The sequence below is a fragment of the Paraburkholderia sp. BL18I3N2 genome (genome assembly GCF_003001875.1).
GTDB classification, from domain to species: domain Bacteria; phylum Pseudomonadota; class Gammaproteobacteria; order Burkholderiales; family Burkholderiaceae; genus Paraburkholderia; species Paraburkholderia phytofirmans.
Window position 1 is genome coordinate 12,710 of the sequence record NZ_PVNC01000030.1, and the last position, 20,435, is coordinate 33,144.

Sequence of the window (20,435 nt, forward strand, 5' to 3'; positions counted from 1 at the left end):
CGCGCTCTATTGCGCCGCCTCTGCAGCAGATTCACCGGAGAGGACATGAGCCAGGCACTGCAACAACTCATCAATGGGCTGACCTTGGGCGCCGTCTACGGCCTGATCGCGATCGGCTACACAATGGTCTACGGCATTATCGGCATGATCAATTTCGCTCATGGCGATATTTACATGGTGAGCGCGTTCATCGCCGTGACCTGTTTCACGCTGCTTGCAGGCAGCGGGGTCTCGTCGGTCGTGGCGAGCATTGCAATTACGCTGATCGTATCGATCGCACTGACGTCCGTATTCGGCTGGACCGTCGAACGTGTGGGTTATCGGCCCCTTCGCGGATCCAATCGACTCGCGCCGCTGATCTCGTCAATCGGGATTTCCATCTTCCTGCAAAACATGGTTCAGCTGACTCAGGGTGCGCGAGTCAAGTCTATCCAGCCGCTTGTGACTGGAGGCGTGAACCTTTTCTCCGGCGAACAGTTTCACGGGCCACACGTGTCGTACGTGCAAATTCTCATCGTCGTTGTGACGATTCTGCTGATGTGCGCCTTCACGCTATTCATCAATAAAACACCTTTCGGCAGACAGCAGCGAGCTTGTGAACAGGATCAACGGATGATGCAGTTCCTCGGCTACAACGTCGATCGGATCATCGCCCTGACATTCATGATTGGCGCCGCACTGGCGGCGGTCGCAGGTGTCATGGTGACGCTCTACTACGGTGTGATCGATTTCTCGATCGGGTTTGAAGCGGGTATCAAGGCGTTTACCGCAGCCGTGCTCGGCGGCATTGGCTCGATTCCCGGGGCAATGCTGGGCGGTGTGATCATCGGTTTAATCGAAGCATTCTGGGCTGCCTACCTCTCGCCCGAATACAAGGATGTGGCCACGTTCGTCATCCTGATTGTGGTCTTGATGTTTCGTCCATCCGGGCTTCTTGGCCGTCCCGAAGTGGAGAAAGTGTGATGAGTTCGACAGTCATGCAGGAAACGAATCTACATTTTCGCGTCAAGGATGCGCTCGGCGCGGCCCTGGTCGCGGGCCTCGTCGGCTTGCCCATGCTGGGTTTGACGACGCGAGATGGCAGCAATGGTCTCGAGGTTCATACACGATGGGCGCTGCTGGCGCTTTTCATCGCGATCGCATTTGCCGGGCGCATTGTCATGCAGCTTTTGCTGCAGCGTTTTAGTCTTTTTTCAAAGCGTCGGTCGCGCGCCAGACCCGCTCCTCAAATCACCGGTAATGGCTCCCTTGTTTGGGCCGGCGCGGGATGCGTCGCATTCGCCGTGCTGTTGCCTGCGTTGTTCGCTGGAAACCGCTACGTCGTCGATACGGCAACGACCGTACTGATTTACGTCATGCTTGGCTGGGGCCTGAATGTCGTTGTCGGTCTGGCGGGGTTGCTCGACCTGGGTTATGTCGCGTTCTATGCGGTAGGCGCGTACACATACGGCCTGTTGTCGACGCATTTCGGCTTTGGTTTCTGGCAGTGTTTGCCGATCGCCGGCGGCCTCGCGGCGGCGTTCGGCATGTTGCTCGGTTACCCGACACTCCGGCTGAGAGGCGATTATCTGGCGATCGTCACGCTCGGATTCGGAGAAATCATACGGTTGATACTCGTGAATTGGGGAGACGTGACAGGCGGACCCAACGGCGTCTCGTCCATTCCGAAGCCGACCTTTTTCGGGCTCCCCATGCAGGCATCTGGCGATGGTCCTACGTTCGCGACCGTGTTTGGCCTTGATTACTCGCCTGGCCAGCGCGTCGTCTTTCTGTACTACCTGATCCTCGCACTCTCGCTGTTGACGAACCTGCTCGTCTCGCGGCTCAGAAGGCTACCCGTTGGGCGTGCGTGGGAAGCGGTGCGCGAAGACGAGATCGCCTGCAAGGCAATGGGGATCAACGTAACGAATGTGAAACTGTCCGCCTTTGCAACCGGTGCAATGCTGGCAGGATTCGCAGGCGTGTTCTTCGCTGCACGGCAGGGGTTCATTTCACCAGAGAGCTTCACCTTTTCGGAGTCCGCCACGATTCTCGCGATCGTGGTGCTCGGCGGTATGGGAAGCCAGCTCGGCGTCGTCCTTGCGGCAGCCTTGCTGGTGATTTTGCCCGAGTTAGGGCGTGATTTCTCTGAGTACAGAATGCTCCTTTTCGGTGTTGCAATGGTCTTTATCATGGTCGTGCGGCCTGGCGGCTTGATCAGCCATCGCCGTACAACTGTCAGCGCGCCCGGCGTGGAGGCAAAGCCATGAACGTATCCACTTCGCTGCTCGCCGTTGAGAATCTCACAATGCAGTTTGGCGGGCTTCGCGCGATCGAACATCTGTCCATGACGGCGCGCGCAGGAGAGGTGACGTCGGTGATCGGGCCGAACGGAGCCGGAAAAACGACATTTTTTAACTGCCTGACGGGCTTTTACAAGCCGACTGAGGGCGCGATCACGTTAGGGCATCCCAGTCATGGGCAAATTCGGCTGGATGCGATGAAGAATGTCGACGTGGCGCGGATTGGTCAGGTCGTCAGAACGTTCCAGAACATACGGCTGTTCCCGCGTATGACCGTGCTCGAAAACTTGATGATCGCCCAGCACAATGTGTTGCAGGACGCGTCCAGGTTCTCGATTGCTGGCGCACTCAACGCGCGGTCGTTTCGACGCGCGAACGACAAGGCGATAGACAACGCTTTGTCGTGGCTCGAGCGCTTAAGCGTTCGGGATATAGCAAACAAACCAGCGGGCGACATGCCATATGGGGTGCAGCGTCGCGTCGAGATCGCGCGCGCGATGTGCGCGGACCCCATTCTGCTGTGCCTGGATGAGCCGGCTGCCGGTCTCAATCCGCGCGAGTCGGCAGAACTCACCACGTTGCTGACCTCGCTCGCGAGGGAGCAGGGCATCGGGATATTGTTGATCGAGCACGATATGAGCGTCGTCATGAAGGTTTCAGACCATATTGTCGTGCTCAATCACGGGAAGAAAATTGCAGAAGGCTTGCCTGCTCACATCAGAGTGAATCCTGAGGTGATCAGCGCATACCTCGGCGAGGACGACGAGTCGTCACACGATGAAGCATCGCAGGAGAAATCAGCTCATGCTTAAGATTACCGAACTCAGTGCCCACTATGGTAGTGTCCAGGCACTACGCGGGGTCAGTCTGAGTGTGAAGACCGGTGAGATCGTCACGTTGATCGGCGCGAACGGTGCAGGCAAGTCGACGCTGATGAATACCATTTTCGGCTTTCCACGGGCCAGTGGCGGCAAGGTCGAATTCGACGGACAGAATATTTCGAAACTGCCATCGCATGCGATCGGCAAACTCGATATTGCGGTTGTACCCGAAGGGCGCCGTATCTTTCAGCGGATGACCGTGCTCGAGAATCTCCTGATGGGCGATACGTCGGGCAACCGCAGGACCGCGGATGATCTCGAGCGCATGTACGAGATGTTCCCGATCCTGAGAAATAGAGCGTCGCAGCGTGCCGGCACGCTGTCGGGAGGGGAGCAGCAGATGCTCGCGATAGGGCGCGCACTAATGTCGCGGCCGCGATTGCTCCTGCTCGATGAGCCGTCGCTCGGTCTCGCGCCGATCTTCATCAAGAAGATTGTTTCGGTTATCAAGGAGTTGAACGAGCAGCTCGGGATGACGATGCTGCTTGTCGAACAGAACGCTCATCACGCGCTGCGTGTGGCGCACCGAGGGTATGTTCTCCAGCACGGGCAGATTGCCCTCGAGGGGAGCGGTGCTGAGTTGCTGGCGAACCCTGCTGTGCGGGCGGCGTATCTAGAGGGCGACACCGCTCAACTGGATGCGGCCTGAATGGTGATCTGGAGGGGGCGGGTGCTCGCCCCGCTTACGAAGCTCGAGGCAGGTTGCTGTAATTCTCCGCAGAGCGATGGTGCCCTATAGATGAGTTGAACACCATTGCAGAACGGGTTATCCGGCCTGCGGGGTGCGTGCCCTCGAGAAATGTGCAAAATTCCGCGAAAACTAGCCGAGCCCTCTCAAGACCGGAACTCCGCAAAGATCCAGAATGCTGTAAACCGAATCGATCGCTGCAACGGGGATTGCGTTCCAGAATGGGATGCGATCCCTGAGCCTGCCTGCTGGGATTCCACGGGGTGATGGCGGCATATACCGAACGAATTCAAGCGTAGGCCACCGGCGCGGCACGCTCAATAAACTGGTTTTTATGGAGTTTTCGCATGAAAGTGCTCATCGTTTTCGCTCACCCCGAGCCCAAGTCGTTCAACGGTGCGCTGAAAGACACGGCTGTCTCGACCCTGAAAGCGCAGGGGCACGAGGTTCAGGTAACCGACCTGTATCAACTGAAGTGGCGGCCCGAACTCGGCGTCGAAGACTTCGTGGGTGAGCGTCTCAATCCTGACTTCCTCGATCTTTCGGCGGAACAGGAACATATGTTCGGGACGTCCACGAAACCGACGCCTGATGTCTACGCCGAGCAGCAGAAGGTGCTCTGGTCCGATCTGATCATCTTCCAGTATCCGATGTGGTGGTTCGGGATGCCGGCGATTCTGAAGGGCTGGGTGGATCGCGTGATGACTCGCGGATTCGCCTACGCGACCGGGCGGAAATACGAGACCGGTATGTTCAAGGGCCGCAAGGCAATGGTTTCGACCACGACGGGAACGGCCGCGAGCCTTTACGAGCCGGACGGTGTCGACGGTGATATCAATCACATTCTCTGGCCGATCCACAACGGGATCTTCAATTACCTTGGCTTCGATGTGCTGCCGCCGCATGTGTCATGGATGCCTGGCCGCGTGAGCGCGGAGCAGCGGCAAGCGTACCTCGACTCCTACGCAGAGCGGTTGCGTGCGCTCGAGAGCACGGAGCCCTTGTTCTTTCATCCCTTTGCAGACTTTGGTCCGGACCAGCGTCTGAAGCCGGGAGTCGTGGCCCGTTCCGGCTTCCAATGGAACCCGGGCGTCGGCCAGTCGCATGACGAAGCGGCAGAAACGTACACGCCCAAGAGAATTGCGAAGGCGGGATGATCCGGTGTGACGTCGCGCCGCAGAAGCTTTCGAAAGCTTCTGCGGCCCAGCATCGAAACTGACCAGGAGTGAAACATACGATGGAAAAGCTGCCCATGTTTCAAAAGCTGCACCATGTCTGCATCGTGGTTCGCGACATTGAGAAGGCGGTGAAGTATTATGAGTCGATCGGAGTCGGTCCGTGGACAGACTTTCCGCCGATGCATGCGTACGAACTGGACGGTTACGATCGTCCAGCCTTTCTGAAGATGCGTTATAAGTTCGCGAACATCGACAACGCCCAACTGCAGCTTTGCCAGCCAGGAGACGGAGACACGCCGCAACGACGTTTCTTGGAGTCGCGCGGCGAGGGTGTTTTTCATCTCGGCTTTTCTGTCGAGAGCTGTGACAAGGCGGAGGAACAGGCAGCGAGCGCCGGACTGGATGTCCTGGCACGCGGGCGTCTCGATGATCGAAGCGGCTTCACGTACTTCAAGACGGTCAACGAAGGTGCTGGAGTCACGTTGGAGGTTCGGGCACCGAGTACCAAGGCAGCTCAAGGCATCAAGTCCTGACGCACACTTGCGAAGAACTTCCCAGAATTCTCCTTCGCACCCGACAAGACAGTTCTAACAGAGCCGGGCGATCATTGCCCGGCGGCCAGTTCCTGCTATTCACCATCGAGGTGACCCCCGCAAGCAAGTCTGCGGCCGAGCCGAGGCCGTGAACGTGAAGCGTTGTGCAACGCAGCGCGTGTTCCTTTTGTTATCCCGGTCGCCCTAAGCCTGACCGAACTCAGAACTGCCCCGCGGCATGCTTCGGGGCATCGTTGTTTTATCTCATGACGAACGGGTTTGCAGTCTTGACCCCCGTATTGATCCAGACGCTTTTCGTTTGCAGATACTCCCGAATGGCGTCGATACCATTCTCGCGGCCGAGTCCTGAATCCTTGTAGCCGCCGAACGGCGACATATAGCTTACCGCGCGATAGCTGTTCACCCAGACCATGCCAGCCTGTAGCTTTTCAGCGACACGAATGGACCGGCCGATATCTTTCGTCCAGACCCCTGAGCCCAGACCGAAGCGCACATCATTGGCCAGTGCAACGGCCTCGTCTTCGTCCTTGAACTTGATGATAGACAGGACAGGACCAAAGACTTCTTCCTGTGCGATCCGCATTCTGTTGTTGACGTCACCGAATATGGTCGGCTCGACGAACCAGCCATTGCCGCATTCCGGCGCACTGCCTGGCTTTCCGCCGAGCAGCAACGTCGCGCCCTCCAGCTTCGCAGTTTCAATGTAAGACAGGACTTTCTGGTATTGAGGACGCGTCGTTACCGGGCCGACCTGTGTATCCATACTCAACGGATCGCCCATTTTCGCGGTGCGTGCCAGCGTCAGGAGTTTGTCGACGAACGTGTCGTAGATGCTCTCCTGCAACAACAGCCGCGAACCGGCAATACAGGTCTGCCCGGTCGCGGCGAAGATGCCGGAAACCGCGCCATTCACTGCGTCTTCCAGATCGGCATCCTCGAACACGATGTTGGGTGACTTTCCACCAAGTTCGAGACTAACGTGTTTGAACTGACGTGCTGCTGCCTCGTTGATCGCGCGCCCCGTGGAATCTGCGCCGGTGAAGGTGACTTTCTTGACCATGGGGTGTTCTACCAAAGGCGAACCGACGTCCGCACCGAATCCGGTCACGACGTTCACTACGCCCGGTGGAAATCCTGCTTCGGTAAAGAGTTTCGCAAACTCGATCGTGGACGCCGACGTGAACTCGGACGGTTTGATCACAACCGTACAACCTGCGGCCAAGGCGGGCGCAATCTTCCATGTGGCCAGTAGCAGGGGCGAATTCCACGGCGTGATCGCGGCGACGACGCCCAACGGTTCATTACGTGTGAAGTTGAAGTATCCCTTCTTGTCGAGTGGAATGACGGCACCCTGAATCTTGTCCGCCAGGCCGCCAAAGTAGTAATACCACTGGGGCAAGTACTGGCATTGGCCGAGCATCTCCGCCATGAGCTTGCCATTGTCCCGTACTTCGAGTTCGGCAAGCCGCTTTGCGTCTCGCGCGATCAGGTCGCCGACCCGATGAAGCAGCAGGCCTCGCTGGCTCGGGGACATCTGTGACCATGGTCCTGTACTGAATGCGGTATGCGCCGCAAGCACCGCCCGATCGACGTCGGTGCCGTTGCCTTTTGCAATCTGCGCCCAGGTTTCGCCCGTGAACGGATTTTCCGTATCGAACCATTCGCCTGAAGTGGACTGGCAAGATTCACCGTTGATATACATCTCAAATCGTTGCATGACTCGCGTCTCCAATTGATATTGAATCAGGCGCCAACGGGCAGACGTCGCTGGGACTCAGCCAGGATTTCCTGCGCCTTCAGAATGACCGGCCGGTCTACCATGCGGCCGTCCACAGCAACGGCCGCGCCGTGGGATGCAGCTGCGCCTTCGACAACCCGGTGCGCCCATTCGACATCTTTCTCGCTAGGGACGAATGCAGCATTGACCGCAGCGACTTGCCTTGGATGAATACAGAGCTTGGCGCCAAAGCCGAGCCGCTTTGCACGGATCGTGTCGCGCGTGATCTGCTCGGGATCGTCGAGTGTGGTGCTGACCCCGTCCACCGGCGGCAGCAGGTTGCCGATGCGAGAGGCGAAGACGATCTGTGAGCGGAAGTACAGAAGCTGCTCATCGTCGCCGTCAATGCCGAGGTCGAGCTGGAAATCCACGTTACCGAATACGAGTCGGGTGGTCAGTCGGTGCTGGGCGATAGCGACTACATTCCGAAAACCCTGAGCGGTCTCGATCATCGGCAGGATGTCGGTCGGCTTGCCGGCGAACTCGCAGAGGAAGATATCGTCGATGCGTTCCGTCTTGGGTAGCATGACGGCAGAGACGGATGGCGCACGACATACGGCGATGTCGTCGCGAAACCATTCGCTGTTCACATCATTCACACGGACTGCCACCGGCGTGCTGTTTGTCGACAGCCACTCGGCGAGGGCCGCCCGCGCGATCTTCTTCTCGGGGGGAGGCACTGCATCTTCCAGATCGATAACGACCACATCGACACCCGATGCAGCCGCCTTGGCAAACCTGTCCGGCCGGTTGCCGGGAACGAAGAGATAGGAGCGGGGTGCAAGGTCAGCCATGTTGGGCCTCCGGTTTCGATTCAGGGAGCAGTTTGGGTACGACGCTTGCATCGGTAATCGTCCACACCGATGCGATGGAGTGCTTGAGTTCGTCTTCAGTGGCCGCATTGCCATACAAACCCAGCGTGATCGTCTTGTGTTCGAGTTCGGCGCGCGTGAGCGTGTTGCCCGGATCACCCTTGGGATCATCCACGCGGCCCTCGAAGGTTCGGCCATCCTTCGTCTGAACGACGACCTTCCCGATCCAGCGTGACGGATAGGCGGTATCGACTTCAGGGTCGAGCACCATCGAGACTCTCTTGCAGAAATGCGCGATCCGGCTTTCCTTGTAATGACCGTCGAACTCACGTACGCCTGCGTGGCCGAATTCCGCAACCAGAGCGAGCACGGTGCCCATGGAGAACTTCGCCTGATGGACGGTCCTCGGATCGGTTACCGGGCCGAGGACATCAATTGCTGCCTGGTGAACATGAGTCACGACCGTCTCGATGTCATTCGGCACGAGCTTCTCGCGCTGAATAACCTGCAACAGGGCGTCGGCGGCCGGATGAGTGTGCCGGCACGAAGCGTGATACTTGAAGGACGTTTCGATCAGCGCCCATCGCTCGCCGAGCGCTTCGGCGAGTTTGTCGGGATGCGTTTGCGTGGACATGCCCGCGGCCATGCCTTTCGCTCCCTCGAAGATGTCTTTCGCACCGGTGAAGCCGTCGGCCGCCAGGTAGGCTGCGAGAAGACCGTTCGCCGCGGCCTTGGCCGTATGCAGTTGCTTGGAGTCAGCAGCGTCTTTCAGGAATTCCCAGAGTCCGGCTGCCTGGGTGCCGGCGGAGCCAAACGCATTTACCATCTGCTCGTCGCTTAATCGCAAGAGATTACCGACGGCGGCTGCGGCTGCGATCGTCCCGACTGTACCGGTGGTATGAAAGATCTTGTAGTGCGAGCGGCCGAGGAATTCACCGACACGGATGCCCACTTCATAGCCTGCAACAGATGCAGCGATGAATTCTTTGCCAGTTCTGCCAAGCGCTTGCGCGGCGGCCCACGCCGCGGGGAAGACGACAGTTGCCGGATGCAGGACCGAACTGTTGTGGAGGTCGTCCTGTTCGGCGAAGTGCGATGCGGCGGCGTTGATCATTGCCGCGAAGAGCGGGCTGGTTGTTCGGCGGGAAATCAGTACTTCGCACGGACCGGACTGCGGCCCGAAAGCGAATGCGTGCTTCTGGATCGTCTCGACGGGGCGTGCTTCGCGGCCAGCCAGTGCTGATCCGAACCAGTCAAGGAAGAGGTCTTCCGTGCGTGCCACCACGTTCTTTGGGATCTGTTCAAACTTGAGATTGGCCGCAAACGAAGCGAGAATCTGGGTGTTGCTCATAACAGGCTTACCTTAACTCGGGAGTCAGATTACGGCCGCTTCACGAAGCTCGCGGATGGCATGGGTCGAAAAGCCCAGTTCATTCAAAAGGGCTTCGGTGTGTTGGCCTAACGCGGGTACAGCGTCCAGTCGAACATCGGATGCCGTACTGACGCCTGGCGGCAGCAGGGTGGGAATGGAGCCGGCAGGTGAGTCGATGCTCACCCAGCGATTGCGTTCCTTAAGCTGCGGATGCGACCACACGTCGGGCATATCATTCATTCGCGCGTTGGCGATCTGCGCGCTATCCAGCCGGCCGATGACTTCTTCCGACGTCAGTTTGCTGAATGCGGCGACAATGATTTCGCGTAGTTCCTCGCGTGCTGCCACCCGCTTCGAGTTGGAACTGAAGCGAGGATCGATGGCGAGTTCAGGTTCCAGCAGAACCTGCGCGCAGAAGACACCCCATTCACGCTCGTTCTGCAATCCCAGCATGACTGTCTTTGCATCGCCGGCGAGGAAGGGGCCGTAGGGGTAGATGGTCGCGTGAGCGGCTCCTGCGCGAGGCGGCGGCGATGCGCCATCGAACGCGTAGTAAAGGGGATAGGTCATCCACTCCACCATGCTCTCGAGCATCGACACATCGATCTCCCGTCCCAAGCCGGTCTTTGATCGTTGCAGAAGCGCGGAGAGGATGTTCGTATAGGCGTACATCCCGGCAGCGATATCAGCGATAGAACAGCCGGCCTTGGCCGGTGAGTCTGGGCCGCCGGTAATCGACAGGAATCCGGACTCACTCTGGATCAGCAGGTCGTAGGCCTTCTTGTCCCGATAGGGACCATCGGATCCGTAACCGGAGATGTTGCAGACGATCAGGCGGGGATACTTGTCATGCAACGCTTCATACGAGAGCCCCAATCGCGCCGCGGCACCGGGAGCAAGGTTCTGCACCAGCACGTCGGTGTCCTCAAGGAGGCGCTCAAAAATATCCTGCGCTTGGCGGGCCTTGACGTCCAGCGTGAGACTTTCCTTGGAGCGGTTGCACCATACAAAGTGCGAGGCCATGCCGTGCACGCGTTCATCATAGGCACGCGCGAAGTCGCCGACACCTGGGCGCTCGATCTTGATCACGCGGGCGCCAAGATCCGCAAGTTGACGGGTGCAAAACGGTGCTGCAATCGCGTGTTCGAGGGTGATGACCTTCACGCCGTCCAGCGGTTTCATGTCCGTCTCCTCAGAAAGAGCGCGGCAGTCCGAGCAAATGCTCGGCTACATACGAAAGAATGAGATTGGTCGAGATCGGCGCGACCTGATAGAGCCGTGTCTCGCGGAATTTGCGTTCGACGTCGTATTCGTTCGCAAACCCGAAGCCACCGTGGAACTGCAGGCAAGCGTTCGCCGCTTCCCACGAAGCGTCCGCGGCAAGCAGCTTGGCCATGTTGGCTTGCGCGCCGGCCTGTAGTTTGGCGTCGAAGAGCTCGCAAGCCTTATAGCGCATCAAGCTTGCCGCTTCGACGTTGACGTGTGCGCGAGCGATCGGAAACTGCACGCCCTGGTTCTGTCCAATCGGGCGACCGAAGACAACGCGTTCCTTGACGTACTTGCAGACCTTGTCGAGAAACCAGTACCCGTCGCCGATACATTCAGCGGCAATCAGTGTCCGCTCGGCATTCAGACCATCAAGGATGTATTTGAAGCCTTTGCCTTCCTCACCGATCAGGTTTTCGGCTGGAATTTCGAGGTTGTCGAAGAAAAGTTCGTTCGTCTCGTGGTTCACCATGTTCGGGATAGGGCGAACCGTCATACCCTTGCGGATTGCCTCATGCAAGTCGACCAGAAAGATCGACATGCCCTCGGATTTCTTTGCGACCTGATCGATTGATGTGGTTCGCGCGAGCAGAATCATCAGGTCGGAGTGTTGAACCCGCGAGATCCAGACCTTCTGTCCGTTGACAACATACCGGTCGCCCTTGCGAACCGCGGTCGTCTTGAGCTTGGTCGTGTCGGTACCGGTCGTCGGCTCGGTCACACCCATCGACTGAAGCCGCAACTTTCCGCTGGCGATTTCCGGAAGGTACCTGGCCTTCTGTTCCGCCGAGCCGTGCCTCAGCAGTGTCCCCATGTTGTACATCTGGCCGTGACACACGCCGGAATTGCCACCGCTGCGGTTGATCTCTTCCATGATCACCGAAGCTTCGGTCAGTCCGAGCCCTGAACCGCCAAATTCCTGTGGAATAAGGGCAGCCAGCCAACCGGCGTCGGTCAGGGCTTGCACAAAGGTCTCCGGATAGGCTCGCTCCTCGTCGATCTTGCGGAAATACTCGGCGGGGAAGTTGGAGCACAAATCGCGAACGGCTTCGCGAATGTCCTGATAGGGGTCAACGTTAGCCAGCACTTGTCTCTACTCCTCAGAGTTCATTTTTGAAAAACATACGCGGGTGCCGTGAGCGTCGCCTCGGCATCGACGCATAGCACGCCATCGGAATTGGCTGCCCAGAGCTTCACTTCGGCCGATCCGCGGGCGCGAGCCGCGTAGAGATGAAACGGGACCTGGTCAAACAGCGGGTTGACCGCTTTGAACGAGAACGAAGCTATCGATTCACCGGGAAGGCTGCGCCGGACGAGATCGATCAACAATGTCGCAGTCAGCGGCCCGTGGACGACTAGCGCCGGATAGCCTTCCTGCTCCTGAGCATAGGTGCGGTCATAGTGAATGCGGTGTCCGTTGAACGTGTCGGCGGAGTAGCGAAAGAGCAGCACCGGATCCGGCACGATCTCCCGTTTCCAGGTGAAATCCGTCGGCGCGCTCGGGCCGGTTGCCGCGGTGTACGCCGTCGTCGCGGACTCGCGGTACACAACGTCCTGTTCTTCGGAAATCAGTGGACCTTCGAGGTCTTCCAGTTCGTGACGCAGACGTACAAAAACGAGCTTTCCGGTGCGTCCTTCTTTGGCGGCTACGTCAAGAATTTGCGACGTCCTTGTGACTTCGCTGCCAACCACGAGTGGACGCTCGAACTGGACGCGGCTGCCCGCCCACATGCGTCTGGGCAGTGGCACCGGCGGCAGGAAACCCCCGCGTGTCGGATGTCCGTCCGCGCCGACCTGTGACTGCGAAACAATGTGAGGAAACAACGCCCAGTGCCACAGCGCAGGCAACGGAGAGCCGGCCCGCGGGACGTCCTCATAGTTCAGCGTCGCAGCGAGTTGTTGCGCGAGACGTGGCGAGACGAATTCGCGTTCGGCCTGTGTGCGGCCGATCCAGGTGCGCAGGTAGTTGAGTTCAGCAGTCATGGGGCGTCGGGTAGCGTCGTTCACGCTAGATTGACGCACCGGCCTGCTGACTACAATTTGTGTCTGGAGAAGAGGGCTTTAAACGCAGACTAACTGCTGACGTTCACGCTAGCTGGGGCTCATGATCGGTTTTGCACTTCTGCGTGAGGAGGTCGACCAGTTCCCGCGCGAAAGACGGCAGCAGGTCGAGGTTGCGCACGCAGATCAGCAGATTGCGCGTCGCCCAGTCGTTCTCGATTTCAACGAGCCGGATGTTCATGGTTTTGACGTAGCGTACCGCTGACGAGCAAGGCAACACGCCGATCCCGACGTTAGCCTCGATCATTCGGCACAGCGCTTCGAAGTTACCTACTTCAATTCGCACCTGAAGTTTCTTGTGCATGTCACTTGCTACGCGGTTCAAAAAGGTATGAATCGCGCTAGCTTCGGGCATGCCGACGAAGTCAAACCCGCTTGCCTCTTCAAATGGAATGGATGTCTTTCCGGCGAGGGGGTGCGAATTCGAGACCGCCAATATGAGCCGGTCTGAGCGGTATGGCAGGACTTGCAGGGATTCGGGCCTGACATTACCAGCGACTATGCCGACGTCCGCGGTGCCTTCACTCACCGCACGCACCACGTCATGGCTCAGCCGTTCGCGAAGCTCGACATTCACGTCGGGATGATTGGCGAGAAAGTCACGCAGGTCGTTCGGTAGGAATTCGGTCGTAGCGGTAGTGTTCGCAAAGATCCGCACATGACCTTTGATGCCGCGTGCGTACTCCTGCATGTCGCCACGCAACTGCTCGAGTTGCGACAGGACGAGCCGGGCATGGTGAAGGAACGCCTGGCCCGGTGGCGTAAGCGTGACGCCCTGGCTAGTCCGATACAGCAGTTTTGCCCCCATGCTTTCTTCCAGATTTTTGATCCTGGTGCTTGCCGCGGGTACCGACATATGAAACCGCTCGGCACCACGCGTCAAGCTATCCGTCTCAGCAATACATGTGATGAGACGAAGATCAACCAGATCGAAATGCATGGCCATGATACGTGCTCCGAATGAAGAGATGCCCCGTTGATCCAGTGTAGCAAATAGCAGAAATCCGCAAATCGGTATTTACGATGTTTTCCATCATATTTTCCGGACTGCCTATAACAGTGCGCTACTGGAGACGGTTTGCATGATTCGCATTTTAATAATTATGCAAAACTCCGCAAAATTCAGGGTGACTAGATCAAGACCGGAATAATTTCGCGCCGGACAATCGGTTCACGGTAGCGTGCCGCGTTCGTCAGAGCGGCAGAGCAGCCCAAACCATTCAATCTGGAGAAAGCGATGTTGATTGCGCCGTTCAGGAACGAGCCGTTCGATTTGTTCGACACCGAAAGTGCCAAAGCGGACATGCAGCAGGCACTGAAAAAGGTGCGTGCCGAGTTTGGCAAGACTTATCCGCTGGTGATCAATGGCGAGCGCGTGCAGACCGAAGCGACACTCGTTTCGACGAATCCGTCGAAGCCGGACGAGATTGTCGGCTATACCGCCAAGGCGACGACGCGGCACGCGGACGCCGCGCTGGAAGCAGCCTGGGCGGCCTTCGAATCATGGAAGCGTTGGAGCCAGGAAGACCGGTCGCGCGTCATGTTGAAGGCCGCGGCTATCATGCGTCGGCGCAAGCGCGAACTCGAGGCATGGCTGGTCTATGAAATCGGCAAAAACTATGTCGAAGCGAGCGCCGAAGTCGCGGAAATGATCGACTTCACCGAGTACTACGCACGTCAGGCGATTAAACACGTCGGCGGCGTCGGTTCGCTGATTGACTATTCGGGTGAGGAGAACGAGAGCTTCTACGTTCCGCTGGGCGTGGGCGTGACGATTTCGCCGTGGAATTTTCCGATGGCATTGATGACCGGCATGACGGTCGGCGCGATCGTGGTGGGTAATACGGTCGTTTGCAAGCCAGCGGAAGATACGGTGGTGTCACTGGCCAAGATTTTCGACATCTTCGCCGAAGCAGGTCTGCCGCCCGGCGTGGTGAATTATCTGCCGGGTACCGGACGCGAGATCGGGTCGTACCTCGTCGCTCATCCGAAGACGCGCTTCATCAACTTCACGGGCTCACTCGCAACCGGTGCCCAGATCAACGAGTCCGCTGCGAAGCTGGCTGAAGGCCAGAAATGGTTCAAGCGGGTGTTTCTTGAACTCGGCGGCAAGGACGCGATTCTGGTCGATGAAACGGCCAATCTCGATGACGCAGCGACTGCAGTTATTCAGGCGGCCTTCGGCTATTCCGGCCAGAAGTGTTCGGCCTGCTCGCGTCTGATCGTGGTGGATTCGGTCTACGACGCATTGCTCGAGAAGGTCGTTGCGAAGACGAAGGAACTCGTTGTCAGTGAGGCGAAGGACAATCCTAGTTTCGGTCCGGTGTGCAATGAACTGCAGTACAAGAAGGTGCTGTCGTACATCGATATCGGTCACACCGAGGGCAAGCTTCTGACAGGCGGCAAGGCCGTGGAAAATGCAGCGGGCTATCTGATTGAGCCGACCATCTTCGGCGACGTGTCGCCTCGCGCGCGCATTGCACAAGAGGAAGTATTCGGGCCGTTCGTCGCCGCGATCCGTGTCAAGGACTTCGACGAAGGTCTGGCTGTGGTTAATGACACGGTCTACGGGCTGACCGGCGCGCTCTTCTCGAACGACCGCAGCCGCATCGAACGAGCACGCCGCGATTTCCACGTCGGCAATCTGTATTTCAACCGCAAGTGTACGGGCGCGTTGGTCGGTGTTCAGCCGTTTGGCGGTTTTAACCTGACGGGCACTGATACCAAGACAGGTGGTCCCGACTACCTTCTGCAGTTCCTGCAAATGAAGGCAGTGGCTGAACGTCTGTAAGCGTATGTTCGGGGGCGCCACAGAAGGGCGGCCCCGGTTCACGTACCAGGCTCTCCATACAAACGGAACGAACATAATGGGCTTCATTGCAGACCGCATTGGCCAGATCGCCCCTGCGCAAACGATGGCAATGTCAGCAAAAGCGGCAGAACTGCGTCGTGCCGGAAAGAATGTGATCTCCCTGTCGCAAGGCGAACCAGACTTTCACACACCCGAGAACATCCAGGCAGCAGCGATTCGTGCGATGCGCGAAGGCAAGACGCGCTACACGGAGGCCGCGGGTATTCGGGAGTTGCGCGAGGCGATCGTCGCCAAACTGAAGCGCGACAACGGTGTCGACTACCCAATGGATGGCGTCAGCGTGTCGGTTGGTGCGAAACAGGCGATCTTCGCGGCGTTTTTCGCGACTCTCAATCCGGGAGACGAAGTGATCGTGCCCGCGCCGTGCTGGGTCTCCTATCCGGAAATCGTCAAAATGGCGACCGGCATGCCCATCGTCGTGGCGTGCGACGAAGCGGCAGGGTTCAAACTGACGGCTGCGCAGCTGGAGGCATCGATCACGCCGCGCACCAAGTGGCTGATGCTGAATTCACCATCGAATCCGACCGGAGCGGTTTACTCGGCGGAGGAACTCCGCATCATCGCGGAAGTACTGCGTCGACATCCTCATGTCTGGGTCCTGTCGGACGACATCTATGAAAAGCTCATCTATACCGGAAGCCCGTTCGTCAATATCCTGAACGTGGCGCCGGAGTTGCAGGAGCGCACGCTCATCATCAACGGCGTGTCGAAAGTGTACTCGATGACCGGCTGGCGGATCGGCTATTCCGCCGGACCGGCTGCGCTCATCCGCGCTATGAATCTCGTGCAAGGCCAGATTGTCACCAGTGCATCGTCGGTGTCGCAATACGCTGCGATCGAAGCACTCAATGGCGATCAGTCATTCGTAGAGAGATCGCGATCGGCTTTCGACGAACGCCGGAAGCTTGTAGTCAAAACGCTGAGCGACATTCCGGGACTCCACAGTAACGAGCCCGAAGGCGCGTTTTATGCATTTGTCGGCTGCCATGGCGTTATTGGGAGCCGTGCGCCGAGGGGAAGGCTTCTGAAGAACGACCAGGACTTCGTCATGTACCTGTTGGAAGAGGCGAACGTGGCAGTCGTTTCAGGTTCCGGTTTTCTGCTCTCGCCGTACTTCAGACTCTCTTATGCCGCATCGCTCGACGACCTGAACGAAGCGCTGAGCCGGATTCGCACTGCATGTCAAAACCTCGAAACTGTATCGGTCTGATCGTCCGTTATCCACATACCGCTCGGCTCTCAGGAGCCCAACGAGCCCTCGAAGGTAAATCATGAGCGAAAGGATTGTCATCACAGGTGGTGGTGCAATTGGTTGTTCAATCGCGTATTTCCTGAGCGTCCAGAAGACGCCCAGACGTGAGATCTGGGTGATCGAAAAAGATCCAACCTACAGAATCGCGTCATCGTCGCTTTCGGCCAGTTCGATCCGGCAGCAGTTCTCAACGCCCATTTGCATTCAGCTATCGCAGTTCGGTTACGACTTCTTCTCGGCGTGCGAGCGGCATAAGGCACAGTATGGCGCCGGTGTCGATCTGGTGGATTGCGGCTATCTGTTCGTGGGCAATGCGCAGCAGGAGAGCGTGCTACGTCGGCGGAGCGCACTGGCCAGATCGTTAGGCGTCGAACTGCGGGAGTATTCCGCTGCAGCGTTGCAGCAGCGCTACCCGTGGATGAACGTCGGCGATCTGACTTATGCCGTTGAAGGCCTTGCAGGCGAAGGCTGGTTCGATGGCTACAGCGTGATGCAATGGTTCAGAAACCGTGCGAGGGAGGCGGGCGTTCATTTCACTACGGGCGAAGCGGCGGGCTACCGTACACGCGCAGACCGGATTACCCACGTTGAACTGACCGATGGGCGGGAAATTTCCGGGGATACGTTCGTGAATGCAAGCGGAGCGTGGTGCGCGTCTGTTGCAAAAAGCGTGGGTGTCGATCTGCCGGTTCGGCCCAGACGACGTTCCGCCTTCGTCGTGTCATGCCCGACGGCGATACCGGATATGCCGATATTGATCGATTCGTCCGGCATATACCTGCGCAGGGAGCAGAACCATTTCCTGTGCATCATCTCGCCTTCAGTGGAGATGGATCTGGATAACCTGCCGCTCGACGTGCAGTTTTCCGAATTTGACGAGATCATCTGGCCGACGCTGGCAGAGCGGATCCCCGCGTTTGAGGCGCTACGCGTGGAGCACGCCTGGGCTGGCTACTACGAATACAACATCCTCGACCAGAACGGTATCGTCGGTCAGTCGGGCCCGGAAAACTCGTTCGTGGCGGCCGGTTTCAGCGGTCACGGCATGATGCACAGTCCCGGTGTCGGCCGTGCAATGGCTGAATTGCTGACCTTCGGTGAGTTCAGAACGTTGGACCTCTCGCCGCTATCGCCGGCGCGGCTCACTTCGGGCCAACTGGTGATCGAAGAGGGCGTTTACTAGCGCCCGGCAATCGGTTGATCAATGTGGATGCAGGCCACGCCCTCGCGCGTTTCGATACTGTCGGGGCGTGAGGTGCGTGGCGGATTTGAATTGCCGCGCAAAGGCGCTGTGGTCCGCGTAACCGCAGTCCGTCGCGATATCGGTAATGCTGTTGTCAGTCGTTTCGAGCAACTTGCACGCGTGGTCGATCCGCAATTTCATGAGCAGTTGCTTGGGCGTCAGATGAAACACTTCACGGGTCAGACGTTCCAGTGTGTCTACAGAGATGGAGGCGCGTTCCGCCGCCTCAGTGACCAGGATGTTCTGTCCGAGGTTCTGTTCCAGATAGTCCAGATAGTCCAGTAAGCGGCGGTAGCCGTGGTGCCGTTCGTCGGGGCGAGGCAGATCGCGCGAGATGCCGATCAGTCCGATCGCTTGCCCGTCTTCGTTGAGAACTGGAAACTTGGAGCTGAGGCACCAGTATCGATGCCCCGATCCGGACGAGTAGAGGCGCAGGCGATCGACAATCGGAGACTGGCTTTCGATAACGTTCAGATCTTGCGCGTTGGTGCTTGCACCGGTCACCGGAAATAGCTGGTCGGCCGTCTGGCCAATCACGTCGTCGCGCGCCATCCCGCTTCGGTTGATGAGCGTTTGATTAACGGAAAGATAGCGCGCCTGGGCATCCTTGATGTAGTACAGCACGTCCGGAAAGCAATCGAAGACGCGCTCGAGCATCTCGGGTTGCCGGTCCAGCTGTCGAAAGACCTCCACCAACATATCGGAATAGGCCTTGGCGGGCATAAGGGGATCAGTGTGAAGTCACAGTAATCCCGATTGTACAGGGGGTGTAATCCGGGGCGGGAGCGAAGAAAGCGGTGAGGCGGCAACTGGCCGCTCCACCGCTTCCGCGCACTGGTGCTTATTGACTCGCGTGGGCCTTCGCGCCAAGCAATGCTTCACGGAAACGGCTTCGCAGGTACGGACCGTCACGTGGGGGGAGGGCGGTCGGTTCGGGATCGGTTCCGACCTTCACCGTGGCGAGCACAGGACCCTTGGCCTTGAGAATGACGTCGACATACTCTTCGAGCTCGCCCTCGGCGTAAATAGTTGTCGCTTTCTCGAATCCGGCTGCCCTGGCGATTGCCGTAATGTCGACACCTCGGCCTGCGTGGGCCAATTGCATGCCCGTTTCCGCGTAGTGTTCGTTGTCGATAACGACGACAGAGAGATTGGCCGGCCGATCGACGCCAACGGTTGCGAGCGACCCAAGGCCCATCATCATTTCACCGTCGCCAACGAACACGATCACGCGCTTCTCGGGTTGTGCAAGCGCAATGCCGAGCCCAAAGGAAACAGCTCCGCCCATCGCACCCCAAAGATAGAAGTTCTGTGACGTGTCCCCGGCGGCGGCCACATCGAAGGTCGGATTGCCAAGGCTGGTCACTGCCAGAACGTCCTGCTGCCGATCGCGGAGAATCCGGTTTACCGCCAGTCGACGGTTCAGGGGCGTCGTCTGCTGAGTCATATTCGTGCTCACTTATTAAAGTTCTTGGTGCCGATGACGCGCTGTCCGATCAGGACGGCGACCATCCGGGAGGTGTTGTAGGCAAAATTCAGCGCGGCGCGTACGGTCTCAGGGACGTCGGCGGGATCATCCGCGCGGTAGACATAAACGCCGCCCGATTCGAGCGCCTCCTGGGTCGATTTGCCCATCGCGACTTGCCAGGGATTGAATTCGCCCCACTCTCCGCGCATGGTGACCAGCATCACGATGGGCATGCGGCATTCGTGTTGCAGCGAGAGCATGTTAATACAGTTGCCCACGCCGCTCGACTGCAGCAGCAGTACGCCGCGCTGGCCGCCAGCCCATGCGCCGCCCATCATGGCCACCCCTTCTTCTTCGGTGGTCAGCGAGACGGCATGGATTTCAGCGTCAGCTTCACAGAGTTCGATAAGACGTTTGTGCCCCGCATCAGGCACGTATGCCACTTGCCGCACGTCAGCGGCTTTGAAGTGCTCGAAGATTGTTTCCGGCCAGTTGACTGACATGGTGACGAGTTTTGGTAGGTTGATGAAAACGGATAGCCGTCGCGGCAAGCAGGGCGGATCAGTTACCTTGCTTTGATGAGTGACAGCGTGCATCAGCAAAAGTCGTCGCTCAATTACTGATTTCGGAAGACACATTTAGGCTGGGGTTAACGGCTTTTCCGTGTTGGCTTGCGTGTGCGTTCGAGCGTCTGGAATGCGGCCTTCCAGAATGCCGAATTCCAACCCT

19 protein-coding genes are annotated in these 20,435 nt (G+C 58.3%); 9 read left to right on the forward strand and 10 right to left on the reverse strand.

From position 1 onward, the window contains the following. Positions 1 to 45: 45 nt before the first annotated feature. From B0G75_RS37145 to B0G75_RS37170, 6 genes are all read left to right on the forward strand, one after another. Complete coding sequence (locus tag B0G75_RS37145; RefSeq protein WP_106314639.1) at positions 46 to 963, forward strand: branched-chain amino acid ABC transporter permease; 918 nt, start codon at positions 46 to 48, stop codon at positions 961 to 963. Continuing rightward, positions 963 to 2,249, forward strand: a complete 1,287-nt coding sequence (gene livM, locus B0G75_RS37150; RefSeq protein WP_106314640.1) for a high-affinity branched-chain amino acid ABC transporter permease LivM — start codon at positions 963 to 965, stop codon at positions 2,247 to 2,249. Before B0G75_RS37145 ends, livM begins: the two co-directional genes overlap by 1 nt. After that, positions 2,246 to 3,094, forward strand: coding sequence for an ABC transporter ATP-binding protein (locus B0G75_RS37155; protein WP_106314641.1), 849 nt, complete (start codon positions 2,246 to 2,248; stop codon positions 3,092 to 3,094). The genes livM and B0G75_RS37155 overlap by 4 nt, the downstream gene beginning before the upstream one ends. Beyond that, on the forward strand, positions 3,087 to 3,812 hold the full coding sequence (locus tag B0G75_RS37160; protein ID WP_106314642.1) for an ABC transporter ATP-binding protein: 726 nt from the start codon (positions 3,087 to 3,089) through the stop codon (positions 3,810 to 3,812). The genes B0G75_RS37155 and B0G75_RS37160 overlap by 8 nt, the downstream gene beginning before the upstream one ends. Before the next feature lie 386 nt (positions 3,813 to 4,198). Continuing rightward, on the forward strand, positions 4,199 to 5,008 hold the full coding sequence (locus B0G75_RS37165) for an NAD(P)H-dependent oxidoreductase (protein WP_106314643.1): 810 nt from the start codon (positions 4,199 to 4,201) through the stop codon (positions 5,006 to 5,008). Positions 5,009 to 5,088: 80 nt separating this feature from the next. Next, a complete protein-coding gene (locus tag B0G75_RS37170; RefSeq protein WP_106314644.1) occupies positions 5,089 to 5,562 on the forward strand; it encodes a VOC family protein in 474 nt (157 codons plus the stop codon). A gap of 259 nt (positions 5,563 to 5,821) precedes the next feature. On the opposite strand, the gene B0G75_RS37175 is transcribed toward B0G75_RS37170, so the two are convergent. The 7 genes from B0G75_RS37175 to B0G75_RS37205 form a co-directional block, all read right to left on the reverse strand. After that, a complete protein-coding gene (locus B0G75_RS37175; protein ID WP_106314645.1) occupies positions 5,822 to 7,300 on the reverse strand; it encodes an aldehyde dehydrogenase in 1,479 nt (492 codons plus the stop codon). Positions 7,301 to 7,326: 26 nt separating this feature from the next. Continuing rightward, positions 7,327 to 8,154, reverse strand: coding sequence for a CoA ester lyase (locus B0G75_RS37180; RefSeq protein WP_106314646.1), 828 nt, complete (start codon positions 8,152 to 8,154; stop codon positions 7,327 to 7,329). Next, on the reverse strand, positions 8,147 to 9,523 hold the full coding sequence (locus B0G75_RS37185; RefSeq protein ID WP_106314647.1) for an MmgE/PrpD family protein: 1,377 nt from the start codon (positions 9,521 to 9,523) through the stop codon (positions 8,147 to 8,149). The genes B0G75_RS37180 and B0G75_RS37185 overlap by 8 nt, the downstream gene beginning before the upstream one ends. Before the next feature lie 24 nt (positions 9,524 to 9,547). Continuing rightward, positions 9,548 to 10,726, reverse strand: coding sequence for a CaiB/BaiF CoA-transferase family protein (locus B0G75_RS37190; protein ID WP_106314648.1), 1,179 nt, complete (start codon positions 10,724 to 10,726; stop codon positions 9,548 to 9,550). Positions 10,727 to 10,736: 10 nt separating this feature from the next. Beyond that, positions 10,737 to 11,897, reverse strand: a complete 1,161-nt coding sequence (locus B0G75_RS37195; RefSeq protein WP_106314649.1) for an acyl-CoA dehydrogenase family protein — start codon at positions 11,895 to 11,897, stop codon at positions 10,737 to 10,739. Between the two features lie 20 nt (positions 11,898 to 11,917). After that, a complete protein-coding gene (locus B0G75_RS37200; protein ID WP_308705951.1) occupies positions 11,918 to 12,817 on the reverse strand; it encodes a MaoC family dehydratase N-terminal domain-containing protein in 900 nt (299 codons plus the stop codon). A gap of 79 nt (positions 12,818 to 12,896) precedes the next feature. Then, a complete protein-coding gene (locus B0G75_RS37205) occupies positions 12,897 to 13,811 on the reverse strand; it encodes a LysR substrate-binding domain-containing protein (RefSeq protein WP_219908320.1) in 915 nt (304 codons plus the stop codon). Positions 13,812 to 14,108: 297 nt separating this feature from the next. Here B0G75_RS37205 and pruA point away from each other — a divergent pair, with 297 nt between their 5' ends. The 3 genes from pruA to B0G75_RS37220 all read left to right on the forward strand — a co-directional run bounded on the left by pruA (position 14,109) and on the right by B0G75_RS37220 (position 18,178). Beyond that, positions 14,109 to 15,662 (forward strand): L-glutamate gamma-semialdehyde dehydrogenase, encoded by a 1,554-nt coding sequence (gene pruA, locus B0G75_RS37210; protein WP_106314652.1) that lies wholly within the window; start codon positions 14,109 to 14,111, stop codon positions 15,660 to 15,662. A gap of 76 nt (positions 15,663 to 15,738) precedes the next feature. Next, positions 15,739 to 16,953 carry a pyridoxal phosphate-dependent aminotransferase gene (locus tag B0G75_RS37215; RefSeq protein ID WP_106314653.1) on the forward strand — a complete coding sequence of 405 codons (1,215 nt, stop codon included), beginning with the start codon at positions 15,739 to 15,741 and terminating at the stop codon, positions 16,951 to 16,953. Between the two features lie 61 nt (positions 16,954 to 17,014). Next, positions 17,015 to 18,178, forward strand: a complete 1,164-nt coding sequence (locus B0G75_RS37220) for an FAD-binding oxidoreductase (protein WP_106314654.1) — start codon at positions 17,015 to 17,017, stop codon at positions 18,176 to 18,178. Positions 18,179 to 18,196: 18 nt separating this feature from the next. Here B0G75_RS37220 and B0G75_RS37225 read toward each other — a convergent pair whose 3' ends face one another. The 3 genes from B0G75_RS37225 to B0G75_RS37235 all read right to left on the reverse strand — a co-directional run bounded on the left by B0G75_RS37225 (position 18,197) and on the right by B0G75_RS37235 (position 20,209). Continuing rightward, positions 18,197 to 18,961 (reverse strand): helix-turn-helix domain-containing protein, encoded by a 765-nt coding sequence (locus B0G75_RS37225; RefSeq protein ID WP_106314655.1) that lies wholly within the window; start codon positions 18,959 to 18,961, stop codon positions 18,197 to 18,199. A 118-nt stretch (positions 18,962 to 19,079) separates the two neighbouring features. Continuing rightward, positions 19,080 to 19,685, reverse strand: coding sequence for a thiamine pyrophosphate-dependent enzyme (locus B0G75_RS37230; protein ID WP_106314656.1), 606 nt, complete (start codon positions 19,683 to 19,685; stop codon positions 19,080 to 19,082). A gap of 8 nt (positions 19,686 to 19,693) precedes the next feature. After that, entirely contained in the window at positions 19,694 to 20,209 is a 516-nt protein-coding gene (locus tag B0G75_RS37235; protein WP_106314657.1) for a thiamine pyrophosphate-binding protein, read from the reverse strand. Between the last annotated feature and the right edge of the window lie 226 nt (positions 20,210 to 20,435).